General features: G+C 32.2%; 18 protein-coding genes. 16 read left to right on the forward strand and 2 right to left on the reverse strand.

Features of this window, described 5'->3' with window-relative positions; all coding sequences use genetic code 11:
- Positions 1-77 precede the first annotated feature (77 nt).
- The 3 genes from hypF (at position 78) to CLOPA_RS09405 (ending at position 4,911) form a co-directional block, all read left to right on the forward strand.
- Positions 78-2,360: a carbamoyltransferase HypF gene (hypF, locus tag CLOPA_RS09395; protein ID WP_015614979.1), complete on the forward strand. Its 2,283-nt coding sequence runs from the start codon at positions 78-80 to the stop codon at positions 2,358-2,360.
- 235 nt (positions 2,361-2,595) lie between these two features.
- Positions 2,596-3,678, forward strand: coding sequence for a hydrogenase formation protein HypD (gene hypD / locus CLOPA_RS09400; RefSeq protein ID WP_015615191.1), 1,083 nt, complete (start codon positions 2,596-2,598; stop codon positions 3,676-3,678).
- Between the two features lie 225 nt (positions 3,679-3,903).
- The gene (locus tag CLOPA_RS09405) at positions 3,904-4,911 is read left to right on the forward strand and encodes a HoxN/HupN/NixA family nickel/cobalt transporter (protein WP_015615192.1); all 1,008 of its coding nucleotides are present in this window, start codon (positions 3,904-3,906) and stop codon (positions 4,909-4,911) included.
- 194 nt (positions 4,912-5,105) lie between these two features.
- Here CLOPA_RS09405 and CLOPA_RS09410 read toward each other — a convergent pair whose 3' ends face one another.
- A complete protein-coding gene (locus tag CLOPA_RS09410; protein WP_015615193.1) occupies positions 5,106-6,917 on the reverse strand; it encodes a sulfite exporter TauE/SafE family protein in 1,812 nt (603 codons plus the stop codon).
- A 575-nt stretch (positions 6,918-7,492) separates the two neighbouring features.
- On the opposite strand from CLOPA_RS09410, the gene CLOPA_RS09415 reads away from it, so the two are divergent.
- The 9 genes from CLOPA_RS09415 (at position 7,493) to CLOPA_RS09455 (ending at position 19,029) form a co-directional block, all read left to right on the forward strand.
- Entirely contained in the window at positions 7,493-8,560 is a 1,068-nt protein-coding gene (locus CLOPA_RS09415; RefSeq protein ID WP_041711395.1) for a DMT family transporter, read from the forward strand.
- Between the two features lie 350 nt (positions 8,561-8,910).
- A complete protein-coding gene (locus CLOPA_RS09420) occupies positions 8,911-11,412 on the forward strand; it encodes a cation-translocating P-type ATPase (protein WP_015615195.1) in 2,502 nt (833 codons plus the stop codon).
- Positions 11,413-11,624: 212 nt separating this feature from the next.
- Positions 11,625-12,785: an AI-2E family transporter gene (locus CLOPA_RS09425; protein WP_015615196.1), complete on the forward strand. Its 1,161-nt coding sequence runs from the start codon at positions 11,625-11,627 to the stop codon at positions 12,783-12,785.
- A gap of 432 nt (positions 12,786-13,217) precedes the next feature.
- On the forward strand, positions 13,218-14,027 hold the full coding sequence (gene menH, locus CLOPA_RS09430) for a 2-succinyl-6-hydroxy-2,4-cyclohexadiene-1-carboxylate synthase (protein ID WP_015615197.1): 810 nt from the start codon (positions 13,218-13,220) through the stop codon (positions 14,025-14,027).
- Positions 14,028-14,281: 254 nt separating this feature from the next.
- On the forward strand, positions 14,282-15,124 hold the full coding sequence (gene menB / locus CLOPA_RS09435) for a 1,4-dihydroxy-2-naphthoyl-CoA synthase (protein ID WP_015615198.1): 843 nt from the start codon (positions 14,282-14,284) through the stop codon (positions 15,122-15,124).
- Between the two features lie 151 nt (positions 15,125-15,275).
- On the forward strand, positions 15,276-16,619 hold the full coding sequence (gene menE, locus CLOPA_RS09440) for an o-succinylbenzoate--CoA ligase (RefSeq protein ID WP_041711397.1): 1,344 nt from the start codon (positions 15,276-15,278) through the stop codon (positions 16,617-16,619).
- Positions 16,620-17,729 (forward strand): o-succinylbenzoate synthase, encoded by a 1,110-nt coding sequence (gene menC, locus CLOPA_RS09445; RefSeq protein ID WP_015615200.1) that lies wholly within the window; start codon positions 16,620-16,622, stop codon positions 17,727-17,729. It abuts the gene before it with no gap.
- Between the two features lie 3 nt (positions 17,730-17,732).
- Positions 17,733-18,122, forward strand: coding sequence for a PaaI family thioesterase (locus tag CLOPA_RS09450; RefSeq protein WP_015615201.1), 390 nt, complete (start codon positions 17,733-17,735; stop codon positions 18,120-18,122).
- A gap of 4 nt (positions 18,123-18,126) precedes the next feature.
- On the forward strand, positions 18,127-19,029 hold the full coding sequence (locus CLOPA_RS09455) for a prenyltransferase (protein ID WP_015615202.1): 903 nt from the start codon (positions 18,127-18,129) through the stop codon (positions 19,027-19,029).
- A 191-nt stretch (positions 19,030-19,220) separates the two neighbouring features.
- Here CLOPA_RS09455 and CLOPA_RS09460 read toward each other — a convergent pair whose 3' ends face one another.
- A complete protein-coding gene (locus tag CLOPA_RS09460) occupies positions 19,221-20,045 on the reverse strand; it encodes a polyprenyl synthetase family protein (protein ID WP_015615203.1) in 825 nt (274 codons plus the stop codon).
- A gap of 361 nt (positions 20,046-20,406) precedes the next feature.
- Here CLOPA_RS09460 and CLOPA_RS09465 point away from each other — a divergent pair, with 361 nt between their 5' ends.
- The 4 genes from CLOPA_RS09465 to CLOPA_RS09480 are packed head-to-tail and all read left to right on the forward strand — an operon-like array spanning position 20,407 to position 22,821.
- The gene (locus tag CLOPA_RS09465) at positions 20,407-20,763 is read left to right on the forward strand and encodes an NADH-quinone oxidoreductase subunit A (RefSeq protein ID WP_015615204.1); all 357 of its coding nucleotides are present in this window, start codon (positions 20,407-20,409) and stop codon (positions 20,761-20,763) included.
- Positions 20,754-21,263 carry an NADH-quinone oxidoreductase subunit B gene (locus tag CLOPA_RS09470; RefSeq protein WP_015615205.1) on the forward strand — a complete coding sequence of 170 codons (510 nt, stop codon included), beginning with the start codon at positions 20,754-20,756 and terminating at the stop codon, positions 21,261-21,263. The genes CLOPA_RS09465 and CLOPA_RS09470 overlap by 10 nt, the downstream gene beginning before the upstream one ends.
- The gene (locus tag CLOPA_RS09475) at positions 21,256-21,693 is read left to right on the forward strand and encodes an NADH-quinone oxidoreductase subunit C (RefSeq protein WP_015615206.1); all 438 of its coding nucleotides are present in this window, start codon (positions 21,256-21,258) and stop codon (positions 21,691-21,693) included. The genes CLOPA_RS09470 and CLOPA_RS09475 overlap by 8 nt, the downstream gene beginning before the upstream one ends.
- A 15-nt stretch (positions 21,694-21,708) precedes the next feature.
- Positions 21,709-22,821, forward strand: coding sequence for an NADH-quinone oxidoreductase subunit D (locus tag CLOPA_RS09480; RefSeq protein ID WP_015615207.1), 1,113 nt, complete (start codon positions 21,709-21,711; stop codon positions 22,819-22,821).

Here is a 22,821-nt window from a genome sequence, read left to right on the forward strand (position 1 = left end):
AAATTAATAAGGTGATGATAAGTTCTTGAAGATGCATAACATTGAATATCAAGCTTTTAAAACTGGAAGGTGTTAGTGTGAAAAGACTATTTTTAAAGGTGGAAGGAATTGTACAGGGTGTAGGTTTTAGACCTTTTGTTTATAATCAGGCACTTTCCTTTAAACTAAAAGGATGGATTAATAATAACTCCCAGGGAGTACATATTGATATAGAGGGTGAAGAAGAAAAACTAAATAATTTTATAGAAAAACTAAAATATAAACATCCTCCCTTGGCTAGAATAGAAAACATAACTGTAGAGGAAAGAAAAACTGTAAATTACAATAGTTTTGAAATAAGGGAAAGTGAGATAAATAATAAAAAAATTACTCTTATTGCTCCTGATGTGGCTATCTGTGAAGAATGTATTGAGGATATTAGAAATCCATTAAATAAAAAATACATGTATCCATTTACTAGTTGCACAAACTGTGGTCCAAGATTTTCTATAATAAAATCTGTTCCCTATGATAGGGACAAGACAACAATGAAAAAATTTAATATGTGTGAAGAATGTAATAGAGAATATACTGATCCAACTAACAGAAGATTCCATGCTCAACCTAACGCCTGTAAAGCTTGTGGGCCGCATATTTGGATTGAGGATTCTAATGGTATAAAAATAGAAGTCGAGGATGTAATTGAATGGACAAGACAGAAGCTGAAGGAAGGGAAAATTTTTGCTATCAAGGGACTGGGTGGATTTAATCTAGTTTGTGATGCAACAAATGAGGATGCAGTGAAACTACTGAGGATTAGAAAAAACAGACCTCATAAACCCTTTGCAGTTATGTTAGGAAATATAGAAACTGTAAAAAAGTATTGTGATGTAGCTATGGAAGAAGAAAAGATATTGACAGGATGTATAAAGCCTATAGTAATACTAGATCAAGCTAATGGATATGATTTACCCAAATGTATAGCTCCCCATCAGAAAACATTAGGAGTTATGCTTCCATATACACCTTTACATCATTTACTATTTGGGAATGGCATAGATGCTTTAATCATGACCAGTGCAAATGGTAATGGATTGCCTTTGGAATATAAAAATGAAAGTGCAGTTGAAAAATTAGGGCATATTGCAGACTATTTTTTACAACACAATAGAGATATTAATGCAGCTATAGATGATTCAGTGGTAAAGGTAATAGGTAATGAGATACATATGATAAGAAGGGCGAGAGGATATGTACCGGAGCCCATAAAAAAAAATAATATAAAAGAAATTCTGGCATGTGGATCAAATATGAAAAATACATTTTGCATAGCAAATGAGAATTTTATATTTTTGAGTCAACATAATGGGAATTTGGAGAATGTAGAAACAATTGAACATTATAAAAATAACATTGAGCATTTTAAGAATATATTTAATTTTACTCCAAGGTATATAGCTTGTGACATGCATCCAAACTACATATCAAGTGAATATGCATATAGATCGTCGCTTCCTAGAATTGAAGTTCAACATCATCACGCACATATAGTAAGCTGTTTAGCAGAAAACAATATAGATAGAAAAGTTATTGGAATTGCCTATGATGGAACAGGCTACGGTGTTGATGGAAGAATATGGGGAGGAGAGTTTCTGCTCTGCGATAATAAGGAATTTACTAGGCTGGGACATTTGAATTATGTAAAGATGCCTGGTGGTGAAATGGCTGTGAAGGAACCATGGAGAATGGCGGTTTCTTATATTTATAACATGTTTAAGTCTGGTAAATATAATGAATATAACACTAATAAACAGTTAAGAGAAATATTGATTAAGCTATATGGAAATAAGGCAATCAATCTTATAGCTGTAATTGAAGCAGATATTAACTGCCCTGAAACATCAAGTATGGGACGTTTTTTTGATGCTGCTGCAAGTATAATTGGGCTTAGGGATAGTGCTACATATGAAGGACAGGCAGCTATAGAACTTGAAGCTGTTGCTTCTCAAAAGAGTTTAAATTTCTATGACTATGATGTAGTCCAAGAGAATGGTTATATTGTGAAGACAGAAAAGATTATTATGGGTATTATAAAAGATAAACTGATAGATGAACAAGATAATGTTATTTCAGATAAATTTCATAACACAATAATCAAGTTTTCAATAGATATATGCAAACTAATTAGAAAAGATACAGATGTTAACGAAGTAGCATTAAGTGGTGGAGTATTTCAGAATTCTTATTTACTAGAAAATTTAAAAGATGAATTAAAAAATGAAGGGTTTATTGTTTATACAAATAAATTAATACCTGCAAATGATGGTGGAGTGGCTTTAGGACAAATTGTTATAGCAAATAAAGTTTTAAGTGATAAATAATTAATACTTGAAGTTGCAATATTTTATCCGATGACTAGTCGCTGTAATACTCCACCTTCTAAAGGTGTAGATAACAGCGACACGTCCATGGATAATTCATCTAAACTTGGTGGGAATACAAACTCCCACCAAGTAAGATTCATTGATTTTTTATTTTATATAGGGTTATACAATTCAAATAATTTAAGCTAAAGAAGCAAATAAAATTTTGGAATAATAAAGGGGGTATAAGTGAATGAAATATGTTGATGAATTTAGAAATGGAGATTATTCTAAAAGCCTGGTAAAACTAATACAAAATATTACTGATAAAAAAATAAATATAATGGAGGTATGTGGTACCCATACTATGGCTATATTTAGATATGGCATTAGAGATATACTTCCAAGCAACATAAATCTTATTTCTGGACCAGGATGTCCAGTTTGTGTTACTCCACAAAGTTATATTGATACTGCTTTAGAACTGACATCAAATAAGGATGTTATTATTGCAACTTTTGGAGATATGATAAGAGTACCTGGAAAGAAAGCTTCTTTAATGAAAAGAAAAGCAGAGGGCGCTGATATCAGGATTGTATATTCGCCAATGGATGCATTGACATTGGCACAGAACAATCCATTAAGAAAAATAGTTTTTCTTTCAGTAGGATTCGAAACAACAACACCAATGACGGCTGTAACGGCTATAGAGGCAAGAAAGCAAGGGGTTAAAAATCTATTTTTCCTCACCGCCCATAAGATTGTACCACCAGCTATGAGAGCTCTTGTAGATGATAAGGAACTTAATATCAGTGGTTTTTTACTTCCAGGTCATGTCAGTGCTGTTATAGGTAAAGAACCTTATGAATTTTTAAGCAGTGAATACAGTATACCTGGAGTTATAACTGGCTTTGAACCTTTAGATATACTTAAGGGCTTAAATACACTTATAAACATGATAAATAATAGGGATCATAATATAATAAATGAATACAAAAGGATAGTACGAAATGATGGAAATTCTCAGGCTATAGAATACTTACACAAGGTTTTTGAAGTTAGTGATAGTACGTGGAGGGGAATTGGTACTATTCCAAATAGCGGATATACATTTAATAGAGAATATGAAGAATTTGATGCCATAAAGCATTTTAATATAGATTATAAGGAATATGATGGTAGTCCAGGCTGCAGATGTGGTGACATACTTAAAGGAAAAATAACTCCACTTCAATGTCCATTATTTAAAAAGGCGTGTACACCAGAAAATCCTGTAGGATCCTGTATGGTATCTTCAGAAGGCACTTGTGCAGCTTATTATAGGTATAATAGTTAACTTATATTTTTTAAAGAGCAGATGAAAACTTGCATTGCAGTTAGTTGCACCACAGTAAATCATTTTGCTATAAGTGCTGCTAAATCATTGTATCTAACTAGCACATTTAGTATAGAAGAATGTATTCAATAGATAGCTTGCAGTTTATTGTAAAATATGTGGCTTATCAAGCTAAGAAATTGATGTAATTTATTATCACAAATTAATGATAGGGAGGAGTTTAAAATGAAGGTCCCATTAAAAAAATATCCTAAATGGCTTCCTTATGGTACTATAGTGGTACTATTGCATATTATAGGAGTAATACTTTTATTATCTAACGTCTATAAATACCCTCAGATAGTTGGATTGGCATTTTTAGCCTATACACTTGGATTAAGACATGCTTTTGATGCAGATCATATAGCTTCTATTGATAATACTGTTCGTAAATTAGTACAACAAAAAGAAGAACCTACAGGTGTTGGTTTTTTCTTTTCCATTGGACATTCCTCTGTAGTATTTGTTATGTCAATATTGACTGCATTTTCAATGAAATGGGCTCAATACAACATCCCTCATATAAAAGTGATAGGTAGTATGATTGGTACTACTGTATCAGGTACTTTCCTTATGCTTATAGGGATATTAAACCTATATATCTGGTTTGATATTTACAAACTTTTTATTGGAGTACATAAGGGGGAAGTTAATGAAGAACATATGAATCAGCTTTTATTACAACGCGGATTTGTTTCACGTTTTTTCGGATCATTGTACCGCTTCATTAATAAGAGTTGGCATGTATATCCACTTGGTTTTCTATTTGGCTTAGGATTCGATACTGCTTCTGAAGTAGCACTTCTAGCTATTTCAGCAAATGCAGCTACCCAAGCTGTTCCATTTTCTCTGATAATATCTTTACCGATTCTTTTTGCTGCTGGAATGAGCTTAATGGATACTGCCGATGGAGTATTTATGACTACTGCATATAATTGGGCATTTTCAACGCCTTTACGTAAAATTTATTATAATTTATCAGTTACTGGATTGTCTATTGTAGCAGCGTTATGTATAGGATTTATTGAATTAGCTCAGATACTAACACCTAAATTGGGCTTAAATAGTGGAATTTGGAGATGGATACAAAATCTTCAATTTGGTGGAATTGGGTATTTACTAGTAGGTTTATTTATTGTATCATGGGGAGTATCATACATCATTTGGAAGATGTTTCGTTTTGAAAATGCATAGATTTAATGGTAGCGAGTATAAAAAACAATATAAATGAGAAGTCAGTAACTTTAGTATGTACTGGCTTCAAGGAGAGGTAATATTGGTGCATCGTCTTCACAAAGCAGTTTTCAAGGAAAGTTATTTTTTCACTATAAAAGCAGGCTATTATCTGAAATTAATAGCCTGCTTTTATAGAACTACGGGTAGTTAATTTAACCACCTATATAATCTTTTCTTATTTTTTCTAAATCTACATTTTTCAGATCATCTACCACAACTACAGCTCCTATAACACTGCTATCTTTTGAAATTACATATAAACCGTTAGCATTAAATGTAACTGTTGCATTAACAATTCCTTTTTTACCTTCAAAAGAAGCAACTGGATTGCCTGTATCTGTGGATGAAATTATAAAAGTGCCCTTTGTATTGTCAAAATTATTTAAATCAAAGTTTAAGGTTGTATTAACATTTTTTGTTACAACTACGATTAATGGTTCAAACTCATAGCCTATACCTTTAACTGAAGCAGTTTGGATGTTTCCAGAAACTACAGCTTTGTGAATAAATCGGCTGGTTTCAATTTTACTCAAATCCGTACCATAAATACTTGGTTTTTCTGGGGCGGTAGATGATGAAGCTGGAGCATTCATGTTACAACCGGGCATTCCACTAGATGGAGCTGGTATTGAAGAATCAGGCTTTGAGGTATCTACAGTTGAAATATTATCAACTACTTTAATTAAACCTCTAATCATACCCATTCCACAGCTGAAGCTTATATCTTTGTCCTTGGGCGTAAATTCAATTATATTTTCACCAGATTGTAAATTTTTCTGAATATTTAAGGATGGTACAATGATTTGCCCATTGCAGGAATTCAATGCTTTACCGTCTATTATCCATTTCACAGGCATATTTTTTTGAACATACAGACCATTTGGAGTATAGCCTGCACCATCTGCCGTCATTTTAATTACCTGAACTCCATTTTCTATAGTTGCCTTAGAACCTGATGAAGATGTTGATGTTTTATTGCCAGATAGACTAGTGGTAAGTGTTGCAGTAGTTGGTATGTTTACACCAGCTAGAGCTAGACCTCTAGTGCCCATTACAATACCTAAAACTACAACCAGTATTCCACTAAATTTTAATAGAGTTTTTGTATAGCCTTTGCTTATCAGACCTGATAATGCCCCAAAAGTTAACATTAGAGGTATTGTACCAAGGGAAAATATAAACATAGATAATGCTCCATTAAAAGCACTTCCGGTTCCTAACGCATATAGCTGCATTGTCTGAAGTGGCCCACAGGGCATAAGTCCATTGAGAACACCAACTAAAAAAGGTGTTTTAGGTTTTTTCTTAACTGAACAAGCAGCCCATGGAAGCTTTAAATTGAGCTTTCTAAAGAGGCTATAACCACTCATATTAAGTCCCATTATTATCATGAAGATACCAGCAAATATTTGAAGTCCAGCTTTCATGGATATAGATAGAGAAAGTACTGAACCTAGAGCACCAACTACTCCGCCAATTAAAGTATAGGATAGAATTCTTCCAGCATTGTATAGGATAGCAGGCCTAATAGAATCAAATTTACTTTTGCTATCTTTATTTATACTTTGTGATAGCATTATTCCTCCACACATACCTACGCAATGTATTGATGTAAGTATTCCAACGATGAATAGAACAAAATATGTAGCACCATTAAGTTTAGAGGTCATATCAAATCCACCTGATGAATTTCCAATTAATATAATTGCGGCCACTATTATAAATATACCTGCAATTTTGTAGTTATTTGAACTTTCCGTACTGTAACCAACTGTCTTTATAGCAGCTTTAATTTTATCAGGATTACAGAGTTCTGTATTATATTCTATAATTAAAGATTGATCGCTGAAGCTTGCTATAGCATTTTTTACGCCATCTAATTTTTTAACGACTCTTTCTACTCTTAATTCGCAGGATGTACATGTCATGTCAAAGACTTTTATTTTTTCTTTTTTAATACTCAAATCTAAACCTCCTGAAAGCTTTTAATATAATTATTTTGTGTAAGAATAATTTTACATTCAATGAATTTTTATGTTGAAAGTCTTATGAATAGAATATTAAGATTAATTTTCTGATTTTATAAATATAAATCTCAATTTAAACTATACAAAAAAGATGTGTAGATTTTATAAAGATGTAAGTGGCAAATATAGAGTTTAATCTATATTGACAAGGAATTATTTGGATTATAATAATAGGCATTTCCTCTAGTATAGTTGCAAAAGCAAGAGAGAATCCTAGTATCATATCCTTAAAATATAGGCCTCTTACAAGTGTACTGAGCATATGCTTTTCCTTCACATAAATTTTTACTGTGACATCTCTTCCTAAAGCTTTGCATTTTTCTTCAACAGATATTATAATTACAGCAGGTATTTGTATGCCATTTACCGCATTTGGGGCTTATGTTGGATTGCCACAACTGTTTCCATGGCTTATAGGAATTATCTTACTGTGTGTTAACACAAATAATAAAAACTCTATATATTAAGGAATTTAAGAAATGGTTATAATTTTTAAAAAGGGAGAAGTAATAATGAACAAATCAAAATATTATCCTGTGATAATGGCTTTATTAGCTGCAATTTTGTTTGGAGCCAGTGCACCTATAACAAAAATACTTCTAGGAAAAATTGAACCAGTACCACTTGCTTCATTCTTATATCTTGGCAGTGGAATTGGATTAATGATTTTTCAACTCGTAAATTTTATAATAAAAAGACAAAAAATTAATGAAGCTTCTCTAAAGAAAGATGATTTAAAATGGCTTCTTGGTGCTATAGTTGTAGGCGGGATTATAGCTCCTATTATACAGATGATAAGTTTAAAGACAACTCCAGCTTCTACAGCTTCACTGCTTTTGAACTTTGAAGGAGTTGCTACTGCAATACTAGCCATAGTATTTTTTAAGGAGAATGCTGGAAGGCAAGTTATAAGTGGAGTAATATTGATTACACTTGCAAGTATTATTTTGTCATGGAGTTTTACAAATCAATGGGGATTTTCTATAGGCTCACTTGGAATTATATTTGCTTGCTTTTGTTGGGGGATTGACAATAATTTTACAAGAAATATTTCTTCTAAAAATCCATTTTCAATTGTAACCATAAAGGGAATTGGAGCAGGTACTTTTTCTTTTATATTAGCAATTGTATTAAAAAGTCCTATGCCTCAGTTTAAAATTACTGTACTGGCAATGATAATAGGGTTTTTCTGCTACGGATTAAGTATTGTACTCTTTGTATATGCTATGAGAAGTCTAGGGAGTACAAGAACTAGTGCACTCTACGGCACAGCACCTTTTATCGGTACAATTCTCTCATTTATACTGCTAAAAGATATTCCAAATAGCATGTTTATTATAGCTTTTCCGGTTATGATTCTTGGCACAATATTCTTGCTAAAGGAAACACATAATCACAGACACCAACATTTAGCCTTGCAGCATGAACATAGACACGATCATGCAGATGGACATCATAATCATAAACATACTGATGAGCAGATTATTATAAATGCTTATCATTCACACTTACATACACATAAGGCAACAGAACATATCCACCCACATTCACCAGATATTCATCATAGACATTCACATTGATTTTATTCTGCAACTTTCTTATACTGCAAATTAAAAGGAGCTGAAATTACAGCTCCTTTTAATTTAATAGAAACATATCTGAATAGTTTTGAAATAAAGGCATCAATAAAACTATCTATTTATGGGCATTTTCATATATAAAAATGATTAAAAAGTTTTATTTTTTATTGACTTAAACTGTGTATACATATACGAAGTTTGAGTAAGGCGTAATAAATGTTTATTGATTCAAATTCATAAATATTGTTAATTTTCATTATCAATTGATAATAGATATATACTTGAAAAACGTTGACAAATAAAGCTTTTAGAGGTAACATTATTATATTAATTGATAATGAGGTGAGAAAATGACAGATAGAATTAATGGACTTACAACGAAAGAAGTTTCAACACTACAGGAAAAATATGGATTAAATGAACTGATTAAAAATGAAAAACCAAATCCACTTAAAAAATTTATCGGAGTTTTTAAAGAACCAATGTTCTTATTATTAGTAGGAGCTTCCACACTATATTTTATTTTAGGACAGCCTAGGGAAGGCATTGTAATGTTAGCATTTGTAATATCAGTTGTATCCATAACTTTCATTCAGGAATGGAAAACAGAAAAAACTATGGGTGCATTGAAGGACTTAACATCTCCTCAAGTTTATACATTAAGAAATGGTAAGAAAGTTTTAATAAAAAGTTCTGCACTTGTTCCAGGAGATATAATTTATATTGCGGAAGGAGAAAGAATACCTGCTGATTGTCAAGTAATAGAGGCATCTAATTTTTCTGTAGATGAATCTATTTTAACGGGAGAAGCAGAACATGTATTTAAGGTGCCAAAGGAATTGAGTGAAAGCTCTGATGACTATTGGAAAAAATATATGCTTTATGCAGGAACACTATCTGTCTTTGGAAAGTGCACTGCAATAGTAAAATTAACGGGATTTAATACAGAGTACGGAAAGATTGGAAAGGCTGTCAGTGAAGCTGAGGATGAATTAACTCCTCTTCAGAAGAAAATGGGGGAACTTGTAAAAGCTATTGCCATTGCAGGGGTAATTTTATGTTTCTCTGTAATGGTTCTATCTTATTTCTATAATAGAAATTTATTAAACAGTATATTATCGGGAATTACTTTAGCAATGGCATTGATTCCAGAAGAATTTCCAGTTGTGTTAGCAGTATTTTTATCTCTAGGGGCATTTAGATTAGCGAAGAAAAATGCATTGATGAGAAAGATTTCAGCGGTGGAAACATTAGGTTCTACCACCGTACTCTGTGTAGATAAGACAGGAACTATTACTCAAAACAGAATGAAAGTCAAGAAAATATATGTTAATAATGAGCTTCAAGACAGCACAGCTTTTACAGATGAAAATTTAAGCAAAATTAGTATACTAGCTTGCGAAAAAGAACCTTATGATCCCATGGAAAAAGCTATAATTGAAAATGGCCAAAGAAATATTTCTTTAAATGAATTATATAATTTGGAATTGTGCCAAAAATTTACCTTCGATTCAAAGACGAAGAGAATGGCTAATATTTTTAAATTAAATGAATATTATTATGCAGCAGCAAAGGGATCTCCGGAAACCATGATACCACTTTGCAATTTAAATGATGAAGAAGTTAAGAAAATTGAAGAAGCAATAGATAAAATGGCTTCCAAAGGTTTAAGAGTGCTGGCCTTCGCAGAATGTAAAAATGACAAACTTCTAGAAAAACTGGAGGACTATCCATTAAATTTTAAAGGATTAGTGGGACTTCAAGATCCTCCTAAAGATGGTGTCTTAGAGGCAATAAAGATTTGTAATAATGCAGGTATAAGGGTAGTTATGATAACTGGTGACTACAGTAAAACCGCAGTAGCTATAGGTGAAGAAATTGGACTTAAATTTGCCAGCAAATCTATAACTGGGGATGAAATAAATTATATGAGTGAGCAGCAGCTTTGCGAAGCTGTAAAAAGCTGTGATGTATTTTCAAGAGTGATTCCTGAGCATAAAATGAAGATCATTAAAGCACTAAAAAATAATGGTGATATTGTTGCAATGACTGGTGATGGAGTAAATGATGCACCAGCGCTTAAGAATGCTGATATCGGGATAGCCATGGGAAAAAGAGGAACAGAAGTGGCTAAAGAAGCGGCCCATATGATTCTGCTTGATGACAATTTTACGACTATTGTTGAATCGGTAAGAGATGGAAGGAGAATATTTGATAATATCAGAAAGGCCATAGTATATATTATGATAATTCATATACCTATAGCAGCTCTTGCACTGTTTGCTCCAATATTCAATCTTCCACAAATTTTACTACCAATGCATATAATGCTTTTGGAATTAATAATAGATCCTACCTGTTCCATAATATTTGAAGGAGAATCTGCGGAACCTTATATTATGAATCAGCCACCAAGGTCTCCAAAGGAGCCACTTTTAACAAAGGAGTTAACTAAAAAAGTTATAGCACAGGGAGTTACAATGTTTTTAGCTGCTTTCTTACCTTTTCACTATCTGGTAGATTCAGGAACCTCTGTGGAGTATGCAAGGAGTGTTTCTCTGATAACATTGATAGTTGCAAATGTTATTTTAGTATTAGTAAACAGATCAAATACTCAGTATTTAATTCATATTTTTAAGGAGAAAGAAAATAAGGCACGACTTTTTATAAATAGTATTTCCTTAGTTATATTAGCATGTATTGTTTATATACCAATTTTACAATCATTATTTAAAACAAGTGCAGTGGATCTAAAAATGTTAATAGTAGCTGTATTCATAGGCATTCTATCAACGGGATGGTGGGAACTGGTTAAAATATATAAAAAACGTAAAAATGATTTTAAACACTAAAATATTAAAAAATAAAAATTAACTATGACAAGAAGCTTTGTACTTTGTACATCAGATTATTTTTTTAAAAAAGAGTACCCATGGAGCTTTTTAATTGATGGGTACAAAATTAATTGATATAGTTACAAGGTTTTTGTATAATTGTATTAATTACTCATCAGATAAATCTGATGATCGGAAATGATTTTAAATGAAACGGAGTGAATATTGCCTTGGAACTTAATCGAAAAGATATACAAAAAATTCTTGAAATTGTAGTGATTGCTATTTTATTGTTTTGGGGACTACAAAATCTTTCGAAAATTTCCTTCTTTCTTGGTGGAATTTTCAAAATACTTTTTCCTTTCCTGATGGGATTTTGTATTGCATTCATTCTCAATGTACCAATGAAAGTAATTGAAAATAAGCTGTTTCCTTTTAATGCAAAGGATAAGAAAGGCATCAAGAAAAAGTTGAGACGTCCAGTGAGTCTAATTCTGACTGTACTAATTGTACTAACCATTATTATGCTGGTTATGCTTATAGTCATTCCAGAGATAGTTCGAACTTTGGGCGTCCTCAGTACGAGTATTCCCGGTTTTACTGTTCGTGTACAGGAGTGGTACAATAATCTAGTAACAATGCTTCCTCAGTTTATACCGGGAGCTGCAGTCACAAAGATTAATTGGGATAATATTAACAAAACAATGTTCGGATTTTTGCAAAATGGAACTACCAGTCTTTTAGGTTACACTGTAGGTATAGCAACATCTATATTCAGCGGTATTTTTAATTTTATTTTAGGTTCTATATTTGCGATTTATATCCTAGCACAAAAAGAAAGCCTGGCGCGACAGATAAAGAAAGTTCTGTACGCTTATATACCCGAGGGAAAAGCAGACCGGATTATTAATATCTCTACTCTAGCAAGCAAGATATTTTCCAGCTTTTTAACTGGTCAATGTCTGGACGCAATGATTTTAGGAACAATGTTCTTTGTCACCATGAGTATATTTCGTTTTCCATATGCACTGATGGTTGGAGTACTCATCGCCTTTACCGCATTGATTCCGCTAATTGGAGTACTTATCGGTTTGTTTGTTGGCACATTCATGATTATGGTATCCAGTCCTGTGAAAGCCTTTTGGTTTATCATCCTCTTTTTCGTGTTGCAGCAGATTGAAGGTAACCTTATCTATCCCCGTGTGGTTGGCAGCTCAGTAGGGCTACCAGGCATGTGGGTACTGGTTGCGGTAACTCTAGGCGGCAGTACTATGGGAATTGTTGGCATGCTGGTGAGTGTACCACTTTGCTCAGTGCTGTACGCACTTTTGAGGGAGTCTGTTGTAAGGAATCTAAAGATGAAAAAAATATCGACGGAAAAATTAAAATGAAAACCTAATCTAATCTTTCTTGTATCACGGCTTAAAACAACCATCAAAATCAGATGTGATATGTAGCATGAAGATTTTGGTGATAGTACATTCAACATTCGCATATCCATGTTGAAGCATAGTATAGGAGTATCAAAAAAATTAGCACTTAGCACTATTAAAATTACTGAAATCTAGTGATTTTGATAGTGCTTTTCTATTTGTATCTTCGCTTTAGCTCTAAAGGTAGAGAAGCTTTAACAGGTAATATCAAATTAATGAATAAAGAAAATATCGCTTACAAAAATATTGATGTGGCTGGCACCGTAGTTCATGTTGCTATTGATAGATTTTAAATATTAAATTTCTTCATAATATCTTTATAAGTATTTTGTACAATAAGTTTTAAGAAGATATAAGAATGATGAACATACAAGCTTGCAAGGTGATAGGATGATTATTGAAATCGAAAATATTAAATATCATGTTCAGATAAAAGGCAAAGGTAAACCAATTATTTATTTGCATGGTTTTTCTGAAAATTTAAGTACATGGAGTTTACTTAAATTAGAGGGATATCAACTAATATTGATAGATTTTATTGGGCATGGAAAAAGTGATAAACCATACTCAAGTAAATATTATAGCTTGAAAATAATGATTAAACACTTAAATAAACTCATTTATAAATTGGGCTTAAAAAAATATTCAATGTTAGGTTATTCTATGGGTGGAAGAATTGCCTTAGCCTATGCAACAGCTTATTCACATGAAATTGATAAGTTGATTTTGGAAAGTTCATCTTATGGCGAAGTGGGATTTATAAACCGCTTCAAACGCCGGAGAAAGGATTTGAATTTGGCAAAAAGTATACTAACAAATGGAATAGAATGGTTTAATAAATATTGGTCAAATTTGAGTATATTTGAATCACAAAGAAAATTGCCAAATACTATTATAGATGAAATAAGAAAAAGACGTTTATCAAACATAACTTATGCACTTTCAAATACATTGTTGTGCAGTGGGCAAGGGAAATTTCCATGTATGAAAAACCATATAGGTAAATTATCTATGCCTATATTGTACATCAGTGGAGAATATGACAAAAAATATAAGCAAATAGGTAAAGACTTTGAAAAATTAAATAGTTATACAAAGCATGAAACAATAAAAGGTGCTGGGCATAATACACATATTGAAGATCCTAATGCCTTTATTAAAGTCTTAAGTAAATTTTTATCCGATGACTACCCGCTCTAATACTTCAATCGCACTCTGTGAAAGCGATTCACATAAAATCTCAAAGATTTTGGTTGTCTTGATCGCACTCTGTGAAAGTGGGAGTAAAGGGCGGGTACGTCCCTGGATAACGAGTTCTAAGTATCGAAAATACTGATACTAAGAACTCTGTTTATAAGCAATATTATCAGTAAAAATCCTATGTTAAGTTAGTAATACAGTAATATGGACTAAGAGTTTATAAAAAACTTTAAAACTTAGAAAGAGGTTATAAAATGAATAAATTTCCTTGGAGAGAATTAAAACGTAATTATGAAGATGTTATTTATGAAGTATATGATGGAATTGCAAAGATTACAATCAATCGTCCTGAAGTGCGTAATGCATTTCGACCTAAAACAATTATGGAATTAATTGATGCTTTTACTTTAGCTCGTGAAGATGAAAGAGTAGGTGTAATTATATTAACAGGTGCAAATCATGGACAAGGCCAGGATAAAGAGGCATTTTGTTCTGGTGGAGATCAGAAGGTACGTGGCCATGGTGGTTATGTTGGAGATGATAATATACCACGTTTAAATGTTTTAGATTTACAGCATTTGATTAGAATACTTCCGAAGCCGGTTATAGCAATGGTAAATGGCTATGCAATTGGTGGTGGACATGTACTGCATATAGTATGTGATTTAACAATTGCTTCTGAAAATGCTAAGTTTGGACAAACAGGACCAAAGGTAGGTTCTTTTGATGGTGGATATGGAGCTGGGTATTTAGCACGCATTATCGGTCATAAAAAAGCACGTGAAATTTGGTATCTATGCCGTCAATATACTGCTAATGAAGCACTTGATATGGGACTGGTGAATGAAGTTGTGGCCTTTGATGAATTGGAAGAAGAAACAGTAAAATGGGCAAAAGAGATCTTACAGCATTCACCTACTGCACTACGTTTCTTAAAAGCATCCTTTAATGCAGATACAGATGGATTGGCTGGTTTACAGCAATTAGCTGGAGATGCTACATTATTATTTTATACTACAGAGGAAGCAAAAGAAGGACGGGACGCCTTTAAAGAAAAGCGAAATCCTGATTTTGAGCAATTTCCTAAATTTCCATAGAGTAGTATCAATTATGAAGTATTTTCAATGAGGTAAAATAGAATTTATTTTGTATTTGTCTATTTTCATTTTAGAACAAGATTTTGTTACAGCAGTTGAATAAGTGATAAGAGTAAAAAATAGTGGAAATGAATTTGATAAAGGTGAAAAAATGAATTGGCTTAAAAGGTATAGTATTGAAAGACCTGATAAAAAATTTATTAATGATGTAACATTTAGAAAAGTATATGAGAGTGTAACAGACTTGGCTAAAAAACTATTTTCATATGTAAAAAATGAGAAAAGAGTTGCTCTTTATGCCAATAATTCAGTTGATATGGTACTTTTCTTTTTGGCACTTCAATTTTTAGAAAAAGAAGTGTTTATGCTGAATACGCGTTTAACTGATGAAGAAATAAAAAAACAATTAAAATTACTAAAGGTTCAAATTGTTTTTTCTTATGATAATAAATTTATACCCTTTAATAAAGTATATAAAAGTCAAAAACAAGATATAGAATTGGTAGAAGAGTTTGATGAAGAAAGTATTACAGTTATCATGAATACCAGCGCCACAGCAGGAGAATTTAAATCAGTGCCAATACGTTGGAAACAGTTTTATTCCCATGTAAAGGCATCTCAAAAAAGTCTTGGAGTAACAGATGAGGATAATTGGCTTGTAGTGTTACCAATGTACCATATTAGTGGATTATCCATTTTAATACGAAGCTTATACAATGGAACTTCTGTTATCATATTAGAGAAATTTCGTGAAGAACAGGTTATAGAATTAATTGAGAGTAGTAGGATCAATATATTATCTTTGGTACCAACAATGTTAAATAGAATTGTGGATAAGATTGGAAAACATAATTTACGTGTAGTGCTAGTAGGTGGTGAATTTATTCCTAAGTCGCTGGTTGAAAAAAGTATAGCAAAAAATATCCCTATTTACAAAACTTATGGAATGACTGAAACAACAAGTCAGGTTACAACCTTTTCTGTATTAGATTATCCAGAAAAAATTGATTCTGTGGGATTGCCACTGGAAAAAGTAATTATTCACATTGAAAACCCTGATAAAAAAGGCATTGGGGAAGTTGTAATTAAAAGTCCAATGCTAATGGATGGATATATTGGAAAGGAAAAAGTTTTTAATCATTTTAATTCAGAAGATGTTGGCTATATAGATGAAGATGGATTTTTATATATACTTGATCGCCGCAAAAATATAATTATTTCTGGTGGAGAGAATATATATCCAAAAGAGATTGAAAATATTTTATATGTACATCCCAAAATACACGAATGTGCAGTGGTGGGGGAAAAGGATGACAGATGGGGACAAGTTCCTATACTATATGTGGTTTCTTCAATAGATAGACAAAAAATATTAGCCTATCTTTCAAATAAACTGGCAAAATATAAATTACCTAAAAAAATTATTTATCTAGAAGAGCTGCCTAAAAATGCTTCAGGGAAAATATTAAAAAAGAATTTAAAAGAGGTAAATTAAATGCGGATTAATAGAATAGAACTTTTTCATATTAAAATCCCTCTGAATTTTATGTTCAAAACATCGAAAACTGCTATAGACCATCGTGAGACAATTATAATTAAAGTTACTGATGAACTTCAGAATAAAGGTTATGGTGAAGTAGTTGCATTTGGTGAACCATCTTATACTAATGAAACATTAATAGATTCTAAGTATGTATTAATGTATAACTATATTCGAGATATAATACACAAAGATATTAAACATCCCTTTGATATTCATAAATGGATCAAGCCATTTTATCCAATGGCGCTTGCAGCACTGGAAAATGCGTTGTTAGATTTATATGCTAAAAGGCAAAAGCAATCCATTATGGATGTTGTATTTAGCGAAGAAACTAATGATGAGATATATGCAGGAATTGTATTAGGAGACCAGGATGTCCAGGACGTAATTAAGCAAATTGATTATTATCAAAAAAAAGGGTATATACGCTTTAAAATAAAGATTAAGCCAGAGGATGGATTTTTAAAATTAAAGGCTATTAGAGAAAAATATACTAACATTCAATTGTTAGCAGATGCTAACAAAAGTTATAAGTTTGAACAAATTAATGAATTAGAGAAATTGGATGAACTAAACTTACTTTGTATAGAGGAACCCCTAGATTCAGTGGATTTTTTGGAATATCAAAGGCTTCAAAAAGAGCTGAAGACCCCCATATGTTTGGATGAAAGTATTCAAACAATTAGTGGCTTAATAACAGCAATTGAGCTTAAAGCTTTTAAGGTATTAAACATAAAAGTAGGACGTGTAGGGGGACTATATTATGCAAAAAAAATGATTGAATTATGTAGGAAAAGCAATATTGAGTATTGGGTAGGAAGTATGGTGGAAAGTGGTATATCTAAAATATTGCATGTACATTTAGCTAGTTTAAAGGATACTTATATTCCAGGAGATTTGTCATCATCAAACCGTTACTTTAAAAAGGATATAATTAAACCAGAAATAATAGCTAAAAGTGGCATCATTAGAGTGCCAAAAGGCTATGGATTAGGTGTAGATATTGATGAAATTTCATTAAAAAATTATACAATTGACTACAAGAAAATGGGTGGTGAATAGTATATGAACTTAATAGAGAGTTTAAATATTGAATATGTTCATATACATGAACATAAGCTTGAGGCTAAAATGACCTTAACACAATTTCATGATCAAACATTTGGCTATTTACATGGTGGTGCAACCATTGCCTTTGGAGAAACTATTGCTGGGTACGCTTCAAATCAAAAAATAAATAAAGATGAAATGGCAGTAGGCCAAAATATAACTGCAAATCATATGAAACCAAAAAAAATAGAAGGTTATATTATTGCAAAGGGGAAGCTTATGCATAAGGGAAAGACATCTCATGTCTGGAGCATAGAAATGCTTGATGAAAATAAGGTGTTAATTTCATATTTAACTGTTACAAATGCTATTATTAAGAATAAACACTTCAGTGAGGAGAGATGAGAATATGAGTTTTAAGTCAATAATAAAACTTATGGATATAAAAACTCTTGTTGCAGGAACTATTCCTGTGATTTTAGGTTCAATTTATTCATTTTATGCTTTTAAAAAATTTAATATTTTGTATTTTATATTATTAATATTTGCTATGATACTGATTCAAAGTTCCACTAATATGATTAATGATTATTTTGATTTTAAACGAGGAGCAGATAATGGAAAGAGTGGCAATGAAAAAGCTTTAATAAGCGGTGAGATTACTCCTAAGCAGGTATTGTTTATTATATTTATATATGAATTCATTGCTTCTATAATTGGTATTTTTATAGCTAGCCAAACAAGCTATTATATTTTACTGGTTGCTGTTGTTGGAGGTATTGTTTCAATCTTATATGCTTTTGGACCTTTGCCCATTTCATATACACCCGTAGGCGAAGCTGTATCAGGAGTAACTATGGGTATTGGTATAACTACAACAGTGATTTATATTCATTCAGGTGTACTTACATTGAATACGGTGTTGGTAGCAGTGCCTACTGCACTATTTATTGGTACTATATTACTGTCTAATAACTTAAGCGATTTGGAAGAGGATAGACTGGTTAGAAGAAAAACTTTACCTATAATCATTGGCATTAAAAATGCTGAGAAGCTTTGGATATTTAATGTAATAGGGTTGCTTGTATTGACTGTTGTTTTAGTAGTATTACATATTTATCCTGTTGTCATACTGGCACCTGTCATTGTATTTTTTCCATATAAATCCATATCTAATTTTTTATCCTATGATAAGAATGCTAATACAAAGGGAAAAACAATGGGGCTTATTGGCCAGGTTGGGTTAAAATATCATTTGGCTGTGACTGCCGGTTTATTAATATCAATTTTAATTTCTTCATTTATTCAATAATACCTAATTTAATTTTTTTTAAGCAGTAGGTCAGCTCTCCTCTATTTTCTAGTCGATTGTTATTTTTTATTATTGAAGTGATTGAATAGTTAGAGCATTCATTACGGCAGTTGAAGTATTGGAAATATTTATTTCTAATACTCCAATTGGTGTAAAGAAAAAATTAAAAAATGTTTTTTAATTATAGTAATCTAAGCATTTTCAGTTTTACTATGCGAAAATGTTAAAATATGATCCACCATGTTTATTAAGCTATCTTTATAGGTCGAAGCTTTAAAATTTCTTAGTGCATCTTTGGCTTTTTCGCCAAAATAATTAGCATCTTCCAAGGTTACATTACTTGTGGCTTTTATATCACCATCCGTATAATCATCAATTATTTGGTATGCCATACCAAGATTTAAGCCGTATTCCTCTAAGCTTAAAATTTCTTCTTCACTTCCACCTACAATTTCACATCCCAAGCGGCAGCAAAGTCCCATAAATGAAGCTGTTTTACCTTTTATAATATTAAAATACATTTCTTTATCAGATAGAGTATTTTGAGCCTGATCTACTTCAGCAGCACACATATTTGCAGTTACTTGAATTAAGCTGTGTATTAATTTTTTAGGAAGAGATTTATTAATGATTAAAAAAGCATGAGAATAAAGAACATCACCAGTGAGTACGGCTATCTTTCTTCCGTAAATTTTATTTAAGGTTTTTTGCCCTCTACGAAAAATATCACCATCAATAACATCGTCATGAATTAAGCTTGCACTATGTATGAGCTCTACTGCCACAGCTAGCTGTAGCAGGGAAGATTCAGAATGAGTTGGGAGCTTTGAATTTATAGTTCCTGCTGACAATAATACTAAAGTAGGACGAAGATGTTTACCGGGAATTTTAAAAAAATATTCCATGATTTCATGTAGTGAATTATAATAAAGCATACTTGAACTCAAATTTTTAAGTTCTTCTTCTACTTGATCAAGTTCATTTATTATTGGTTTATAAATTTCTTGAAATTTCATTTATTCTCAAAACCTTTCTTATATTAATAATCAATGAATCTTACTCAGTAGGAGTTTGTATTCCCACTGAGTTTAGATGAATTATCCAGGGACGTGCCGATGTTATCTCCACCTTTAGATGGAGTGTTACAGCGGCTAGTCATCGGATAAAAAAATTTCTTGACCTAATTGATATTGTGTTTAATTATATAAAAAAGATGTAAAGATAGTATGTAGATATTAAGGTGTCTTAAAAAAGAGTGTTTGTCTATTTTTTTAAATCTTCATAATATCTTTATATTATTTTGTAATTATTATTTTAACTAGTAGAGTAATGAATAAAAACATTTCTCTTTGAGAGTTAGATAGAGAGGAGATAAAAATGTTACAAAATTTTCTGATGATCGGAATTTTTCTCATAGCCTCATTTATTTTTGGAATGGTTGTTTTGTTAACTGCTTCTTTTGTAAGGCCTAATAAGCCTAATAAAGAAAAGTTATCTACTTATGAGTGTGGGGTTGAGACTACTGGCTCAACTTGGATTAGATTTAAAGCCAGTTATTTTATGTATGCTTTGGTATTTTTATTTTTTGATGTTGAAACAGTTTTTCTTTTGCCATGGGCAGTGAAATTTAAGACACTTGGCTTATTCGCTTTTGCTGAGATGTTTATTTTTATCGGCATTCTAATCATTGGTTTATGGTATGCGTGGAAAGAGGGGGCATTAGAGTGGAAATGAAATTTGAACAGAATAAATACATTCAAGAAGAGATAGAAAAAAATATTAAATTAACCAAATTAGATGATGCATTAAATTTTTGTCGTGCTCATTCCTTTTGGCCTTTAACATTTGGGTTAGCCTGCTGTGCTATTGAAATGATGGCAGCAGGAGGTGCTCGTTATGATATTGCACGCTTTGGCTATGAAGTTTTTCGTGCTTCACCAAGGCAAGCAGATTTGATGATTGTTGCTGGAACTGTTACTGAAAAAATGGCACCTATTGTGAAAAGAATTTACGAACAAATGCCAGAGCCAAAATGGGTAATTGCTATGGGGAGTTGTGCCACTAGTGGCGGTCCTTTTGTAGATTCCTATAGCGTTGTCCCTGGTGCAGACACATTTTTACCAGTAGATGTTTATATTCCAGGCTGTCCTCCCCGGCCTGAGGCATTACTTCATGGTCTTTTAACTTTAAAAGAAAAAATTATTCATCCGGAAGAGGTGAGTATCGGTGAGTAGAATTAGTGACCAGATGATTTTGACATTAAAAGAAGAGTATCAACAAAATGTTGAAATCATGGAAAATACGCAAATGGCTATTTGTATAGAAGTTAATACTTTTCTAGGAGTTGTAAAAAAGGTAAAAGAGTATGGCTTTAATTTTTTAGTGGATTTGACAGCAGTTGAAGAAGAAAGATTAAGCTGTATTTATCATTTTATGTCATTAAGAACCCATGAGTTAATTAGAATCAAGGTAAAACTTGATGAAAAACTTGAGATTCCTTCATTGACTAAGGATTGGGCGGCGGCAAATGTTCAGGAAAGAGAAGTATATGATCTATTTGGAATCAACTTTATTGGTCATCCAAATTTAAAGAGGATATTGTGTCCAGATAATTTTATTGGACATCCTTTACGAAAAGATTTTAAAATTATTGAAGGTCGATAGAGAGGAGGTTTGGTGATGATACAACAGAAAATGTTTCATACTGAGGAAATGACTCTGAATTTTGGACCACAGCACCCTAGTACTCATGGAGTATATCGAGCAATTTTCACTTTGGATGGAGAGAGTATTGTTAATGTTGAAAATGTCATTGGCTACTTACATAGAGGTATGGAAAAATTAGCTGAATCCAGAACATATACTCAATTTATACCTTATACCGATAGATTGGATTACCTATCTGGAATGTTAAATGAATTGGGTTATGTTCAAACGGTGGAGAAGCTTATGGAAATTGAGGTTCCGGAAAGAGCCGAATATCTTCGCATTATTATGGCTGAACTACAGAGAATTGCCAGTCACCAAGTTTTTTTAGGGAGTATGGCAATTGATCTCAACGGAGCTACTCCTTGGATGTATTTTTTTAGAGATAGAGAAAAAATTCTGGATTTGTTTGAAATGGTTTGTGGCTCCAGAATGACAACAAATTATATGCGCATTGGCGGAGTAAGTCAGGATCTGCCTGAGGAATTTATACCAAAGTTAAGAAATTTTCTTACAGATATGGACAAAAGTTTTGTAGAATATGAACGCATCATTACAGGAAATGAAATTTTTCAAGCCAGAACTAAAGATGTTGGAATTATTAACGGAGAAAGAGCTTTGGCTTATGGATTAACAGGTCCAAATTTGAGAGCTTCTGGTATCGATTTTGATTTAAGACGTGATGTACCCTATGGTATTTACCAGCGTTTCAAATTCAAGGTGATTGTTGGGAAAAATGGTGACTGCTACGAAAGATGGCTAATGCGTATTGGTGAAATGGAGGAAAGTATAAAAATTATTAAACAAGCACTACAGCAAATTCAACAGGGACCGATTTTAGCTAAAGTTCCTAGGATGATAAAACCACCAAAAGGAGATATTTATCACCAAATTGAGGGTTCTAAAGGTGCTCTAGGCTATTATCTTGTAAGCGATGGGCTTAATAAACCTTATAGACTTCATATTCATGGACCATCTTTTGTTAATCTTGGTGCTTTCCCTGAAATGGCTAAAGAAGGTACAATTCAGGATGCAGTTGCTATTTTAGCCTCACTGGATCCCATATTGGGTGAAGTTGATCGATAA

Origin of the sequence: Clostridium pasteurianum BC1, from assembly GCF_000389635.1 — a bacterium.
In the GTDB taxonomy this organism is placed as follows: domain Bacteria; phylum Bacillota; class Clostridia; order Clostridiales; family Clostridiaceae; genus Clostridium_I; species Clostridium_I pasteurianum_A.

What these genes read in the sequence shown, in the direction of transcription:
- hypD (WP_015615191.1), top strand. Translation starts at nt 2,596, where the DNA reads ATGAAATATGTTGATGAATTTAGAAATGGAGATTATTCTAAAAGCCTG.
- CLOPA_RS09405 (WP_015615192.1), top strand. Translation starts at nt 3,904, where the DNA reads ATGAAGGTCCCATTAAAAAAATATCCTAAATGGCTTCCTTATGGTACT.
- CLOPA_RS09415 (WP_041711395.1), top strand. Translation starts at nt 7,493, where the DNA reads ATGAACAAATCAAAATATTATCCTGTGATAATGGCTTTATTAGCTGCA.
- CLOPA_RS09420 (WP_015615195.1), top strand. Translation starts at nt 8,911, where the DNA reads ATGACAGATAGAATTAATGGACTTACAACGAAAGAAGTTTCAACACTA.
- menH (WP_015615197.1), top strand. Translation starts at nt 13,218, where the DNA reads ATGATTATTGAAATCGAAAATATTAAATATCATGTTCAGATAAAAGGC.
- menB (WP_015615198.1), top strand. Translation starts at nt 14,282, where the DNA reads ATGAATAAATTTCCTTGGAGAGAATTAAAACGTAATTATGAAGATGTT.
- menE (WP_041711397.1), top strand. Translation starts at nt 15,276, where the DNA reads ATGAATTGGCTTAAAAGGTATAGTATTGAAAGACCTGATAAAAAATTT.
- menC (WP_015615200.1), top strand. Translation starts at nt 16,620, where the DNA reads ATGCGGATTAATAGAATAGAACTTTTTCATATTAAAATCCCTCTGAAT.
- CLOPA_RS09450 (WP_015615201.1), top strand. Translation starts at nt 17,733, where the DNA reads ATGAACTTAATAGAGAGTTTAAATATTGAATATGTTCATATACATGAA.
- CLOPA_RS09455 (WP_015615202.1), top strand. Translation starts at nt 18,127, where the DNA reads ATGAGTTTTAAGTCAATAATAAAACTTATGGATATAAAAACTCTTGTT.
- CLOPA_RS09460 (WP_015615203.1), bottom strand. Translation starts at nt 20,045, where the DNA reads ATGAAATTTCAAGAAATTTATAAACCAATAATAAATGAACTTGATCAA.
- CLOPA_RS09465 (WP_015615204.1), top strand. Translation starts at nt 20,407, where the DNA reads ATGTTACAAAATTTTCTGATGATCGGAATTTTTCTCATAGCCTCATTT.
- CLOPA_RS09480 (WP_015615207.1), top strand. Translation starts at nt 21,709, where the DNA reads ATGATACAACAGAAAATGTTTCATACTGAGGAAATGACTCTGAATTTT.